This window comes from Pseudomonas sp. B21-019, assembly GCF_024749225.1.
GTDB lineage: Bacteria > Pseudomonadota > Gammaproteobacteria > Pseudomonadales > Pseudomonadaceae > Aquipseudomonas.
This window is the reverse complement of the sequence record NZ_CP087193.1, coordinates 5,616,415-5,629,191: the sequence shown is the minus strand read 5'-3', so window position 1 is coordinate 5,629,191 and position 12,777 is coordinate 5,616,415. Positions and strand designations below refer to the sequence as shown.

The window sequence follows — 12,777 nt, the reverse complement described above, 5'->3', positions numbered from 1 at the left end:
TCCCGGCTGCAGCCCAGAAGGCCCTGTTCTCGAGGAGGACTCCATGTTTACCGGCATCATCGAATCCATCGGCAGTATTCGTGCATTGACCCCAAAAGGCGGAGATGTGCGAGTTTACGTAGAAACCGGCAAGCTCGACCTGAGCGACGTCAAACTGGGTGACAGCATTGCCGTCAACGGCGTGTGCCTGACGGCGGTTGAACTGCCGGGCAATGGCTTTGCGGCGGACGTCAGTCGCGAAACCCTCGACTGCACCGCCATGAATGACCTCAAAAGCGGTAGCCCAGTAAATCTGGAAAAAGCCCTGACCCCGACCACCCGCCTCGGGGGGCACTTGGTCAGCGGTCACGTCGACGGTGTCGGCGAAGTGGTCTCGCGCACCGACAATGCCCGCGCCGTGGAATTTCGCATCCGTGCGCCGAAAGAACTGGCCAAGTACATCGCCCATAAAGGTTCGATCACCGTCGACGGCACCAGCCTGACGGTGAACGCGGTCGATGGCGCCGAATTCCTGCTGACGATCATTCCGCACACCCTGAGCGAAACCATCATGGCTTCTTACAAGCCAGGTCGCCGGGTGAACCTGGAGGTCGATCTGCTGGCCCGTTATCTGGAGCGCCTGCTGCTGGGCGACAAGGCTGCTGAGCCTGGCTCTTCACAAAAGTCTGGCGGCACGATTACTGAAAGCTTTCTGGCCCAAAACGGCTATCTCAAATCCTGACTCAAGGGGGTGCCTTGTGGCGCTCAATAGCATCGAAGAACTGGTTGAAGACATCCGCCAAGGCAAGATGGTCATCCTCATGGATGACGAAGACCGCGAGAACGAAGGCGACCTGATCATGGCCGCCGAGTGCTGCAAGGCTGAACACATCAACTTCATGGCCAAGCACGCCCGTGGCCTGATCTGCATGCCGATGAGCCGCGAGCGCTGCGAACTGCTCAAGCTGCCATTGATGGCGCCACGCAACGGTTCCGGCTTCGGCACCAAGTTCACCGTGTCCATCGAAGCCGCCGAAGGCGTGACCACCGGTATCTCCGCGGCCGACCGTGCGCGCACCGTGCAAGCCGCTGCCGCCAAAGACGCCAAGGCTGAAGACATCGTCAGCCCCGGCCACATCTTCCCACTGATGGCCCAGGCTGGCGGCACCCTGGCCCGCGCCGGTCACACCGAAGCGGCTTGCGACCTGGCGCGCATGGCCGGTTTCGAGCCGAGCGGTGTGATCTGCGAAGTGATGAATGACGACGGCACCATGTCCCGTCGCGCCGAACTCGAAGCGTTTGCCGCCGAGCACAACATCAAGATCGGCACCATTGCCGACCTGATTCACTACCGGATGATCCACGAACGTACCGTTCAGCGGATTGCCGAGCAGCCGCTGGACAGCGAACTGGGCCAGTTCAACCTGGTGACCTATCGTGATTCGGTGGAAGGCGACGTGCACATGGCACTGACCCTGGGCAACGTGTGCGCCGAAGAACCGACCCTGGTTCGGGTGCACAACATGGACCCGCTGCGTGACCTGCTGATGGTCAAGCAACCGGGCCGCTGGAGCCTGCGCGCCGCCATGGCCGCGGTTGCCGAGGCTGGCAGTGGTGTGGTGCTGTTGCTCGGTCACCCGCTCGATGGCGACGTGTTGCTGGCGCACATCCGCGAAACCGCCGACCACCTGGCGGTGAAAAAGCCGACCACCTACAGCACTGTGGGTGCCGGTTCGCAGATCCTTCGGGACCTGGGCGTGCGTAAAATGCGCCTGATGTCTGCGCCGATGAAATTTAATGCGATATCCGGTTTCGATCTGGAAGTTGTAGAATACGTGCCCTCCGAATAATGACCGGTTGTTTCCAGTCCTTGATTCGCGGCTAACACATCACTGAGGGACGCGTAGAAAGCGCGTCCCGGCTCTTTAAGAGATCTAACGAATGACCCTGAAGACCATCGAAGGTACCTTCATCGCCCCTAAAGGCCGCTACGCTCTGGTAGTGGGCCGTTTCAACAGCTTCGTGGTTGAAAGCCTGGTCAGCGGTGCAGTTGATGCCCTGGTTCGCCATGGCGTGAGCGAAAGCGACATCACCATCATCCGTGCGCCTGGCGCCTTCGAAATCCCGCTGGTTGCGCAGAAAGTCGCTCAGAAGGGCGAGTTTGCGGCAATCATCGCCCTGGGCGCGGTCATTCGTGGCGGTACTCCGCACTTCGAATACGTGGCTGGCGAATGCACCAAGGGCCTGGCCCAGGTGTCCATGGAGTTCGGCGTACCGGTCGCTTTCGGCGTACTGACCGTTGATTCCATCGAACAAGCCATCGAACGTTCCGGCACCAAGGCCGGTAACAAAGGTGCTGAAGCTGCCCTGTCCGCTCTGGAAATGGTCAGCCTGCTGGCGCAGTTGGAGGCCAAGTGATTAGCGACGATAGCGATCGTTTCAACCCGCGCGATCCAAAGCCTGCGGATGCCGGCAAGCCATCGAAAAGCGCCAAGCGTCGCGAAGCCCGTCAGCTCGCGACTCAGGCGCTGTACCAATGGCACATGGCCAAGCAGTCGCTGAACGAGATCGAAGCGCAGTTCCGGGTCGATAACGATTTCACCGATGTCGATGGCGCGTACTTCCGCGAAATCCTGCACGGGGTTCCGCAGTTCAAGACCGAAATCGACACCGCGCTCAAGCCTTGCCTGGACTTGACCATCGAAGAGCTGGACCCGGTTGAACTGGCGGTTCTGCGCCTGTCCACCTGGGAGCTGCTCAAGCGCGTCGACGTGCCGTACCGCGTTGTGATCAACGAAGGTATCGAACTGGCCAAGGTCTTCGGTTCCACCGACGGTCACAAGTTCGTCAACGGTGTGCTCGACAAGCTGGCCCCGCGTCTGCGTGAAGCTGAAGTGAAGGCGTTCAAGCGCTGATCGGCGCTTGAACTGCCATTGCCATGGGCGAGTTTGAGCTGATCCGCAATTTCTTCGCCGCCGCGCCTTGTGCGCAGGGCGGCGAAGGCGTTGCCCTCGGGATCGGCGACGACTGCGCCTTGCTGGCTGTTCCTTCCGGGGAGCAGTTGGCGATTTCTACCGATACGCTGGTGGCCGGTGTGCATTTCGCCGACCCCTGCGACCCGTTTCTGCTCGGCCAGCGCTCGCTGGCCGTGGCCGTCAGTGACCTGGCCGCCATGGGCGCCACCCCCGTTGCCTTTACCCTTGCCTTGACCTTGCCGACCGGGACTTCCGATTGGCTGGAAGCGTTCGCCCGTGGTTTGAACCTCATGGCGCAGAATTGCCGTGTAGCACTGGTGGGCGGCGATACCACTCGCGGGCCGTTGAGCCTGACCATGACCGTGTTCGGCCGGGTGCCGACCGGTCTGGCGTTGACCCGCAGTGGCGCACAGCCGGGCGATTTACTCTGTGTGGGCGGTGATTTGGGTAACGGCGCGGGCGCATTGCCGCTGGTGCTCGGCCAGCGGACAGCGGACGCGGCCATCGCCGATCCATTGCTGGCCCACTACTGGTCGCCGCAACCGCAACTGGCGTTGGGCCAGGCCTTGCGTGGCAAGGCCACCGCCGCGCTGGACATCTCCGACGGCCTGCTCGCCGACTGCGGGCATATTGCCCTGGCGTCGAAAGTCGGGATTGAGGTAGAGCGCAGCAGGCTACCGTTGTCGAAGGCACTGCTGGCTTTCCTCGGTCAATCCGGCGCTGAGCAGGCTGCCCTGAGTGGCGGTGACGATTACGTGCTGGCCTTCACCTTGCCGCCTGCCGAGTTGCCATCGTTACTGGCGGACGGCTGGCCGATCCATGTGCTCGGGCAGGTGGTTGCAGGGCAGGGCGTGATTCTGCTGGACGCCGACGGACACGACATCACCCCGCCAATCCGGGGTTACCAACATTTTCGGGAGACACCGTGACAGATCATCCCAAACAGGTTCCGTCGGAGTTCGTACCGCCGTCGGTCTGGCGTAATCCATGGCATTTCCTGGCGTTCGGCTTCGGCTCGGGCACCCTGCCAAAAGCGCCGGGCACCTGGGGTTCGTTGGTGGCGCTGCCCTTTATTCCGTTGTGGCAGATGCTGCCCGACTGGGGCTACTGGCTGATGCTCGGCATCACCATGCTGTTCGGCTTCTGGCTGTGCGGCAAGGTCGCCGACGATTTGCGCGTGCACGACCATGAAGGCATCGTCTGGGACGAAATGGTCGGGATGTGGATCACCCTGTGGCTGGTGCCGCAAGGTTGGTATTGGTTGCTGGCGGGGTTCCTGATGTTCCGCTTCTTCGACATCCTCAAGCCGTGGCCGATTCGCTGGATCGACCGGCATGTGCACGGTGGCGTCGGCATCATGCTCGACGACGTGCTGGCCGGGGTGTTTGCGTGGTTGGCGATGCAAGGGCTGGTGTGGTTCTTCGCCTGAAGAATACAGCCGAGGATAAAAGATGGCTCGCTGGTTGATGGTGATGGTTTTCGCGACGTTTTGCTCCTTCGCCCAGGCGGGGGATGCGCCGACGACGCCGTCCGTGATTCACCTGGCCAGCGAAGCGTGGGAAGACTTTACCGCCGCCGATGGCCGTGGTTTGGGCTGGGACGTGTTGCGCGAAGTGTTCGAGCCTGCGGGCGTCAAACTGGATATTCGAATCGAACCTTATACACGCGCCACGGGCCTGGCACAGCGTGGCGAAGTGGACGCGTGTGTCGGTGCCTATCGGGATGAAGTCAGTGACGTGCTCTATCCGCGCTGGAGTTTCGATACCGATCCGATCTATGCATTGGGCCTGGCCACCAATCCGGCGCCGACCGCGGAAAATCTGGGCAATTACCGTTTGGCCTGGGTACGCGGCTACAAGTACCAGGCTTACCTGCCCAATGTGCAGCGCTATAACGAAGTCGCGCGGCGTACCGGGATTCTGCCGATGCTGATCCACAACCACGTCGACTACTACATTGACGCGCTGGACGAGGTTAACTCTATCGTCAGCCGAGCCAAGGATCCGTCGCAGTTTCGCCGCACGCATATCGCAGATCTGCCGCTTTACCTGTGCTTCGCCGATACTCCTCGGGCACGGCAATTGATGGCATTGTTCGATCAGCGCATGGACCTGCTGGTAAAAAGCGGCCAGTTGAAACCGATTTTCGAACGCTGGAAGCAACCCTATCCGTTCGGCTCGAAATGAAAGCGTTCTATGTGGGAGCGGGGCAGATATCGAACTTTTTGATCGTTATGGCCGATAATTCAGCCTAAGCGTCTGTAGGAACGTGCTGTTACAATGCCGCCTCTGCGAATCTTCAGTACTTATAGATCAGGAGCACACCGGTGCCTGTCGTTTTTGTCGCCGCTTCCAAGCTGCCAACGCCTTTTGCGCAATTCACCATGCACGGCTTTCTCGATGAAGAGAACGGGCGCGAGCACGTGGTGCTGAGCCTGGGTGAGATCGCCGACGGTGCGCCGGTACTCGGCCGGTTGCACTCCGAATGCCTGACCGGCGATGCCTTGTTCAGCCAGCGTTGCGACTGCGGTTCGCAACTCGAGGCGGCGTTGCAGGCGATTGCCCGTGAAGGCCGTGGCGTGTTGCTCTACTTGCGTCAGGAAGGTCGCGGCATTGGCCTGCTGAACAAGATCCGCGCCTATGAATTGCAGGACGGCGGTGCTGACACTGTTGAAGCCAACGAACGCCTGGGCTTCGCCGCCGACCAGCGCGACTACGCCATGTGCCTGCCGATGCTGGAGCACCTGGGCGTGAAGTCCCTGCGTCTGATGACCAACAACCCACGCAAGGTCAAAGCCTTGACCGACATGGGCATCGTGGTTGCCGAGCGCGTGCCGTTGCACACCGGGCACAACCCGCACAACAAACTCTACCTGGCCACCAAGGCCAGCAAGCTCGACCACATGATGGGCAACGAGCATCAGGGCGAGGTTGACCGGGCGTGACCCGCGGTCAGGTACGGCGACGACTGGCCGTCAACTGGTGGCAATATCTGGCGTTGGCCTTGCTGCCGCTGTTCGTGGTCAATGGCTTATTCGGCCAAAGCGAGGCGATTCTGCCGGTGCTGGCCATGCCGTTTTTCATTGCCGGTGTGGCGTCGATGTTTGTCAGCCTGAAGTTCTTTGGCGGTTACAAACATGCGCTGATCGCGACCCAAAAAGCCCTCGATACCCCTGAAGAACCCGCCGCCTGGATCGCCCTGGCCGCGAAACGCCGTGCTGCGTTTCTGGTCGCTGGCCTGCCCGCCTGGATCGGCGCACTGGCAGTCTTCGTTGGTCTGGAAGCCGTGCCGCTGATGCTGCTGGCGTTGTCGACGGCGGTGCTGTTCTACCTCTACCGTATCCCGCGTCAACTCGGCTGATGCGCTGCGTCTGGCTGGCAGTCCTGTTGCTGGCCATCGGTGGTCCGGCAGCTGCGGCCGAGCGGGTTGTCAGCCTGGCACCGTCGCTTTCTGAAATCGTTATTGAACTGGGTTCGGCAGACCTGCTGGTCGGCGTGCTGGATGCCGGTGAGCGTCCTGCCGAGCTCAAAGACATTCCTTCGGTGGGCCGCTACGGTCAGTTGGACATCGAACGGTTGCTCAGCCTCAAGCCCGATTTACTGCTGCTCTGGCCGGGCAGTGTAGGGCCGGCTCAGCGTGAACAGCTCAAGCGGCTGAACATTCCCACCTATGTCGCCGAGCCGCATGACCTCGAGCAACTCACTGCGCAGGTTGAGGCGATAGCCACGCAACTCGGGCGAGCGGAGCGGGGCGTTGCATTGGCCAAAAAACTGCGTTCGCGACTCGACTCCCTGCGCCAGCGCTATCGAAGGGACGAGCCGCTGCGGGTGTTTTATCAAGTCTGGGATCGGCCGCTGTACACCGTGGGCGGAAGGCAGATCATCAGTGATGCGCTACAGGTTTGCGGGGCGCGCAATGTGTTTGCCGACCTGCCACAGCCTGCGCCGCAGGTCAGTGTGGAGGCGGTGTTGCAGCGCAATCCCGAGGTGATTCTGGCCAGCGATCAGGCGCAGCTCGAGGCGTGGAAGGCCTGGCCCCAGGTGACGGCGGTGGCGCAGGGGCAATTGCTGCTGGTAGCGGATAAGGGCCTGGAACGGCCGAGTGGGCAGATGATCGAAGCGACGGCCAAGCTCTGTCAGTTGATCGCACCGGACCGTTAAGACCGAGGCGCGAAAGGGTCTGCTCAAACACTACAGACGTCAGATCAAAACGACGAGTTCAGATACGACGTAACCCCTGTAGGAGCTGCCGAAGGCTGCGATCTTTTGATTTTGTTTTTCAGATATGGAGCCGCCGAAGATCAGGATCAAAAGATCGCAGCCTTCGGCAGCTCCTACCGGGGGCAGGATTAGAGATTCAGCAATTGCAGGCGCTGACGCACCGCCTCTTCGATCCCGGCTTCATCCAGCCCGCATTCGGCGAGCATTTGCGCAGGCTTGGCGTGTTCGACATAGATGTCTGGCAAGCCCAGGTGCAGCACCGACTTGAGGATGTTCTCGCGGGCGAGGAACTCGCTGACCGCGCCACCGGCGCCGCCCATGATCGCGTTCTCTTCGACGGTCACCAGCAATTGGTGACTGCCGGCGATTTCGCGAACCAGTGCTTCGTCGAGCGGTTTGACGAAACGCATGTCGACGACCGTCGCATCCAGCTTCTCGGCGACTTTCAGTGCCTCGGCCAGTTGCACGCCGAACACCAGCAGGGCGACTGTGCTGCCCTGACGACGAACCACGCCCTTGCCGATTTCAATCGGTTCGAGGTCTTTCGCGATCGGTGCATTCGGGCCGGTGCCACGCGGGTAACGCACTGCCGCCGGGCCGTTGTACAGGTGGCCGGTGCTGAGCATTTTGCGCAGTTCGTTTTCGTCGCTCGGGGTCATCACCAGCATGCCGGGGATGCAACGCAGGAACGACAGGTCGAAGCTGCCTGCGTGCGTCGGGCCGTCTTCGCCCACCAGACCGGCGCGGTCGATGGCGAACAGCACGTCGAGGTTTTGCACCGCGACGTCATGAATCAGCTGGTCGTAACCGCGTTGCAGGAAGGTCGAATAGATCGCCACTACCGGTTTGGCGCCTTCACAGGCCATGCCGGCTGCCAGGGTCACGGCGTGTTGCTCGGCAATCGCCACGTCGAAATAGCGCGTCGGGAAGCGTTCACTGAAGGCCACCAGGTCGGACCCTTCCTTCATCGCCGGGGTGATCCCGACCAGGCGCGGATCGGCCGCCGCCATGTCGCACAGCCACTCACCGAACACACCGGAATATTTCGGCCCGCTGGCTTTTTTCGGCGCGGCGGCCGGAGCGTCCAGCGGTTCAAGTTTGGTAATGGCGTGGTAACCGATCGGGTCGACTTCCGCCGGGGCGAAGCCTTTGCCTTTCTTGGTGACCACGTGCAGGAATTGCGGGCCTTTCAGATCGCGCATGTTGCGCAGGGTGGCGATCAGGGTCGGCAGGTCGTGGCCATCGATCGGGCCGATGTAGTTCCAGCCCAGCTCTTCGAACAGCGTGCCGGGGACCAGCATGCCTTTGGCGTATTCTTCGGTGCGACGGGCGATTTCCCAGGCGCCGGGCAGGCGCGACAGAACCTTTTTGCTGCCTTCGCGCATGCTCGCGTAAGTGCGGCTGGAAAGGATTTTCGCCAGATAGTTCGACAGCCCGCCGACGTTGCGCGAGATCGACATGTCGTTGTCGTTGAGGATCACCAGCATGTTGGCGTCCACTTCCGGCGCGTGGTTCAGCGCCTCGAAGGCCATGCCAGCGGTCAGTGCGCCGTCGCCGATCACAGCGATCGCCTTGCGATCGCTGTGTTGCAGGCGGGCGGCAATGGCCATGCCCAGCGCAGCGCTGATCGAGGTGCTGGAGTGGCCGACACCAAAGGTGTCGTACTCGCTCTCGGAGCGACGCGGGAAGGCAGCGATGCCGTCCTTCTGTCGCAGGGTGCTCATGCGCCCGCGACGGCCGGTGAGGATTTTGTGCGGATAAGCCTGATGACCCACGTCCCACACCAGCCGGTCGTCCGGGGTGTCGAAAACGTAGTGCAACGCGATGGTCAGCTCGATCACGCCCAGGCCGGCACCGAAATGCCCACCGGTCTGGCCGACCGTGTAGAGCAATTCCAGGCGCAACTCATCAGCCAGGGTTTCCAGCTCGGCTTCGCCTAACCGGCGCAGGCCGTCCGGCGTGTTGGCACGGTCGAGCAGGGGCGTGGTCGGGCGCTTACGGGGAATCTCATGAAACGTCGTGGGCATCAGGCGAATCGTTATAGGTATAAAAGATGCGGCAGTTTACCTGATGCATCGCCCCCTGCCCACGCGTTGGTCTTTTTTGGCGGATACGCCGTCAGTTGCGGCGGTCAACGATATACCGGGCCAGATCACGCAAGGGCTCGGCTGCAGCGTCAAACGGTCGCAGTGCGTGCAGGGCCTGGTCGCGCAGTTCCAGAGCGTAGGCCTTGGCCGCGTCGAGACCGAGCAGCGCCGGGTAGGTCGGCTTGTCCCGGGCGATGTCGGCGCCCTGGCGTTTACCGAGGGTGGCGGTGTCACTTTCGACGTCGAGAATGTCGTCCTGGACCTGAAATGCCAGGCCGATGGCCTGTGCATAACTTTGCAGCGACTTCAGTTCGTCCTTCTCGGCACGGCCACTGGCCAGGGCACCGAGTTTGACGCTGACCTCGATCAACGCGCCGGTCTTGTGCCGATGCATGTATTCAAGGGCATTTTGATCGAGCTTCAGACCCACCGAGCCAAGATCGATGGCTTGCCCGCCGACCATGCCCGCCGGGCCTGCCGCCAGCGCCAGGGCGCTGACCATCTGCAGCCGGGTTTCGGCATCCGACGCACTCAGGCGCGGGTCGAGCAGGGCGCTGAAGGCCAGGCTCTGTAAACCGTCGCCGGCGAGAATCGCGCAGGCTTCGTCGAATTTCTTGTGGGTGGTCGGCTGGCCGCGACGCAGGTCGTCATCGTCCATGGCCGGCAAATCGTCGTGCACCAGCGAATAGGCATGGATCAGCTCAACCGCGCAGGCTGCGCCGTTGGCTTGCTCGGCCTTGCCGCCCAGCGCTTCACACGCGGCGTAGGCCAGCAGCGGACGTACACGCTTGCCGCCATTCATCACGCTGTAGCGCATGGCTTCATAGAGGCGGGCGAGCTCAGGGCTCGGCGGGTTGAACAGGGTTTCCAGTGCTGCATTGACGCGGGCCTGGCTGGCTGCCGAATACGCTGCAATCATTCTGGCTGATCCGCGTCGAAGGGTTCCTCGGCCAACTCGCCATCACGCTCGAGCAGCACTTGAACCTTCTGCTCGGCCTGGGCCAGCGCCGCCTGGCAATCACGGGTCAGCCCGATGCCCTGCTCGAAAGCGGTCAGCGAGTCTTCCAGCGACAATTCGCCGTTCTCCAGACGCTCCACCAGCGTTTGCAGGTCAGCGAGGGATTGTTCGAAATCCAGTGCAGCTTTTTTGCGGGCCATGGCGGCTATTTCCGGTTGACGTTAAACCGGCGCGACACTAGCAGACATGGGGGGTATGGGCAAATGAGCGGGCCTGAAAACCCCTGTCGCGGCGTCGGAAAAACCGAACTCAGAATGCCTCACCCTCAGGGTGAAGGATCTGGTACCGAGTGCTGCGCCCGCCACCGGGCAGGCGTTTCAGGCAGCCCTTCTCCAGCAGTTCGGTCAGATGACGGGTTGCGGTGGCTTTGGAAACCTTTGCCACTGCCTGGTATTGAGCTGCGCTGATCCCCTCCTCGAAACCACGCTCTCCGCCATCGAGTAAACGATTCAACACTTTGATCTGCTCAACTGACAGCTCAGACTCCCGATGTGCCTGCCAGAAGCGCGCTTTGGCCAGCACCGACTCGATCCGGTTCATGGCTTGTTGCAAACTACGCAGGAGCGTTTGTAGAAACCATTCCAGCCAATGCGTGATATCCAGCGTGGCTTTCTGACTGTTTTCGAGTACTCGATAGTAGCCGGAGCGATCCTCCAGGATGCTCGCCGACATGGCATAGAAGCGGATGGCCTGAGCCTCACCCTGGGCTAGCGCCAGGTCGGTGATGGTTCGTGTAAGGCGGCCATTGCCGTCGTCGAAGGGGTGCAAAGTGACGAACCAGAAGTGCGCGATACCGGCCCGCAACAATGGATCGAGGCCAGCCTGATTTCGGCTGGCTTCAAACCATCTGAGGAATGTGTCCAGTTGCTGCTCCAGGCCTTGGCGAGGCGGCGCTTCGAAGTGAACGGTTGGCCTGTCGAGTCGCCCCGAAACCACTTGCATGGGCTCATCGCCGCGTAACGTGCCAACGTGGATTGGCCGGGCGGCGAAGTCTGTATCCTGATCAGGAAACACCCATTTATGCCAATCCAGTAGTCGCTCAAGCGTCAGTGCTTCAGCAAAATGCTGCGTAGCGTCGAGCATTAGTTGCGCCAGCCCCTCACTGCGTTGGCTCACTTTATCGCCGTCGACCAGATTTAAACCTAACCGTCGTGCCAGTGAAGAGCGCACGGAACCAACATTAAGCTGTTCACCCTCGATAGCTGAAGACGTCACGATATTCTGCAATAACGCATCCAGTTCGTTCTGCGCGCATAGTGAGCTACCCACGGAACTGGCCATGCCCATCAACCGACCTTGTGCTTGCACACACTCGCGTAATAACGGTGTCAGGCGCTCGGCTTGCCAGTTGAAATTTGGCCAATCAGGCCGTTGCCAGATCCAGAGAGGTGCCATGAACTCGGGTGCTCCAAGGTGAATGAGCCGAATAATAGTCTTATTCGGCTCACTTTATGAGCCGAATAAGATCGGTATTCGGCTCACGCCCAACAAACACCGTGATTCCCACCGCAAATATAGATGTATCCGATTGTTAAAAAACTGCCGAATGGCTAATCTTCGCGCCTTCAACGACCCTATATTCAGGGTCTCTCTGACGAAACGCAGTTTTTTCGATCTGTAACGCGCCGAGGATCGGGCGCCAGGTTTCGTTATGCATGGCAGGAGGCGTCACATGCGTTGGGTTCTTTCACTGCTGATTACGCTGGTTTGCGCTCAAGTTGCGTGGGCCGAGCCCACGGCCGAGCTATCGGAACCGGTGGGCGGCTGGCGCTATCACGGCTTGCTGGACCGCAGTGAAAACCCTCGCGTCGCCTATCCCACACCGCCCATCGACCGGGGTGTGCAGCGCAATCGCACAATGATCGAAGGCCAGCTCAAGGCCCTCGGTACGCTCCGTCCGCCCCACAGCCTGGCGGTCAACGGCAATCCCCTGAATCTGTACACCGACGATCAAGGGCGTTTTGCCCGCCCGTATGCGTTCGGCGCCGGTTCCAACAGCGTCGAAGTGCGCAGTTCCGAGGGCAAGTCGCTCAAGCGCGTTCAATTCTATGAAGCCAACAACCTGCGCACCCCGGCGCGGATTCGCGTGGTGCTGGGCTGGGACGATCCCAAGGCCGAACTCGACCTGCACATCATTACCCCCGACGGCCAGCACGCGTTCTGGGCCAGTCCGGCGATGAGCAACGGTGGTGGGCTGGACCCGGACGGTGTCGATGGCCCCGGCCCGGAAATGTTCACCATGACCGCGCCGATGCACGGCACCTATCTGGTTTATGTGAACTATTGGGGCAACTACGGCAGCGGCGGCTATAACTTCGATGAGAACAGCAACCAGAACGAGGTGATCACCTCGCAAATCAATCTGGTGCTCAATGAAAACACCGTCGACGAAAAACGCGAGACGTTCATCGTGCCCTTGCGGGCAATCGGCGACCTGCTGCTGGTCAAGACTTTCAACTATTAAACATCCCGCACCACGGATGAAATCGGGTTTTGTG

At 61.0% G+C, this 12,777-nt stretch carries 15 protein-coding genes; 11 read left to right on the top strand and 4 right to left on the bottom strand.

Going from position 1 to position 12,777, the window contains the following annotated elements; all coding sequences use genetic code 11:
• Nucleotides 1-43 precede the first annotated feature (43 nt).
• From LOY36_RS25265 to LOY36_RS25220, 10 genes are all read left to right on the top strand, one after another.
• A complete protein-coding gene (locus LOY36_RS25265; protein ID WP_064620656.1) occupies nucleotides 44-721 on the top strand; it encodes a riboflavin synthase in 678 nt (225 codons plus the stop codon).
• A gap of 16 nt (nucleotides 722-737) precedes the next feature.
• Nucleotides 738-1,829: a bifunctional 3,4-dihydroxy-2-butanone-4-phosphate synthase/GTP cyclohydrolase II gene (gene ribBA / locus LOY36_RS25260; RefSeq protein ID WP_019581380.1), complete on the top strand. Its 1,092-nt coding sequence runs from the start codon at nucleotides 738-740 to the stop codon at nucleotides 1,827-1,829.
• 91 nt (nucleotides 1,830-1,920) lie between these two features.
• Nucleotides 1,921-2,397 (top strand): 6,7-dimethyl-8-ribityllumazine synthase, encoded by a 477-nt coding sequence (gene ribE, locus LOY36_RS25255; protein ID WP_003228649.1) that lies wholly within the window; start codon nucleotides 1,921-1,923, stop codon nucleotides 2,395-2,397.
• Nucleotides 2,394-2,894 carry a transcription antitermination factor NusB gene (gene nusB, locus LOY36_RS25250; RefSeq protein WP_007933632.1) on the top strand — a complete coding sequence of 167 codons (501 nt, stop codon included), beginning with the start codon at nucleotides 2,394-2,396 and terminating at the stop codon, nucleotides 2,892-2,894. Before ribE ends, nusB begins: the two co-directional genes overlap by 4 nt.
• A gap of 23 nt (nucleotides 2,895-2,917) precedes the next feature.
• The gene (gene thiL / locus LOY36_RS25245) at nucleotides 2,918-3,883 is read left to right on the top strand and encodes a thiamine-phosphate kinase (protein ID WP_258671273.1); all 966 of its coding nucleotides are present in this window, start codon (nucleotides 2,918-2,920) and stop codon (nucleotides 3,881-3,883) included.
• Nucleotides 3,880-4,383 (top strand): phosphatidylglycerophosphatase A, encoded by a 504-nt coding sequence (locus LOY36_RS25240; protein WP_019650862.1) that lies wholly within the window; start codon nucleotides 3,880-3,882, stop codon nucleotides 4,381-4,383. The genes thiL and LOY36_RS25240 overlap by 4 nt, the downstream gene beginning before the upstream one ends.
• A 22-nt stretch (nucleotides 4,384-4,405) precedes the next feature.
• Entirely contained in the window at nucleotides 4,406-5,140 is a 735-nt protein-coding gene (locus LOY36_RS25235; RefSeq protein ID WP_258671272.1) for an ABC transporter substrate-binding protein, read from the top strand.
• 140 nt (nucleotides 5,141-5,280) lie between these two features.
• Nucleotides 5,281-5,898, top strand: a complete 618-nt coding sequence (gene ribA, locus LOY36_RS25230; protein ID WP_007933624.1) for a GTP cyclohydrolase II — start codon at nucleotides 5,281-5,283, stop codon at nucleotides 5,896-5,898.
• The gene (locus tag LOY36_RS25225; protein ID WP_019581376.1) at nucleotides 5,895-6,314 is read left to right on the top strand and encodes a hypothetical protein; all 420 of its coding nucleotides are present in this window, start codon (nucleotides 5,895-5,897) and stop codon (nucleotides 6,312-6,314) included. Before ribA ends, LOY36_RS25225 begins: the two co-directional genes overlap by 4 nt.
• A complete protein-coding gene (locus LOY36_RS25220; RefSeq protein ID WP_258671271.1) occupies nucleotides 6,314-7,114 on the top strand; it encodes a cobalamin-binding protein in 801 nt (266 codons plus the stop codon). Before LOY36_RS25225 ends, LOY36_RS25220 begins: the two co-directional genes overlap by 1 nt.
• 188 nt (nucleotides 7,115-7,302) lie before the next feature.
• Here the strand turns inward: LOY36_RS25220 and dxs are convergent, their stop codons facing one another.
• The 4 genes from dxs to LOY36_RS25200 all read right to left on the bottom strand — a co-directional run bounded on the left by dxs (nucleotide 7,303) and on the right by LOY36_RS25200 (nucleotide 11,674).
• Nucleotides 7,303-9,201 carry a 1-deoxy-D-xylulose-5-phosphate synthase gene (gene dxs, locus LOY36_RS25215; RefSeq protein WP_258671270.1) on the bottom strand — a complete coding sequence of 633 codons (1,899 nt, stop codon included), beginning with the start codon at nucleotides 9,199-9,201 and terminating at the stop codon, nucleotides 7,303-7,305.
• 91 nt (nucleotides 9,202-9,292) lie between these two features.
• Nucleotides 9,293-10,180: a (2E,6E)-farnesyl diphosphate synthase gene (ispA, locus tag LOY36_RS25210; RefSeq protein WP_019650866.1), complete on the bottom strand. Its 888-nt coding sequence runs from the start codon at nucleotides 10,178-10,180 to the stop codon at nucleotides 9,293-9,295.
• Nucleotides 10,177-10,419 carry an exodeoxyribonuclease VII small subunit gene (locus LOY36_RS25205; RefSeq protein WP_007894317.1) on the bottom strand — a complete coding sequence of 81 codons (243 nt, stop codon included), beginning with the start codon at nucleotides 10,417-10,419 and terminating at the stop codon, nucleotides 10,177-10,179. Before LOY36_RS25205 ends, ispA begins: the two co-directional genes overlap by 4 nt.
• Before the next feature lie 109 nt (nucleotides 10,420-10,528).
• Entirely contained in the window at nucleotides 10,529-11,674 is a 1,146-nt protein-coding gene (locus tag LOY36_RS25200) for a Fic family protein (RefSeq protein ID WP_258671269.1), read from the bottom strand.
• A gap of 277 nt (nucleotides 11,675-11,951) precedes the next feature.
• On the opposite strand from LOY36_RS25200, the gene LOY36_RS25195 reads away from it, so the two are divergent.
• Nucleotides 11,952-12,743 carry a YfaP family protein gene (locus LOY36_RS25195; RefSeq protein WP_258671268.1) on the top strand — a complete coding sequence of 264 codons (792 nt, stop codon included), beginning with the start codon at nucleotides 11,952-11,954 and terminating at the stop codon, nucleotides 12,741-12,743.
• The last annotated feature ends 34 nt before the right edge of the window (nucleotides 12,744-12,777 follow it).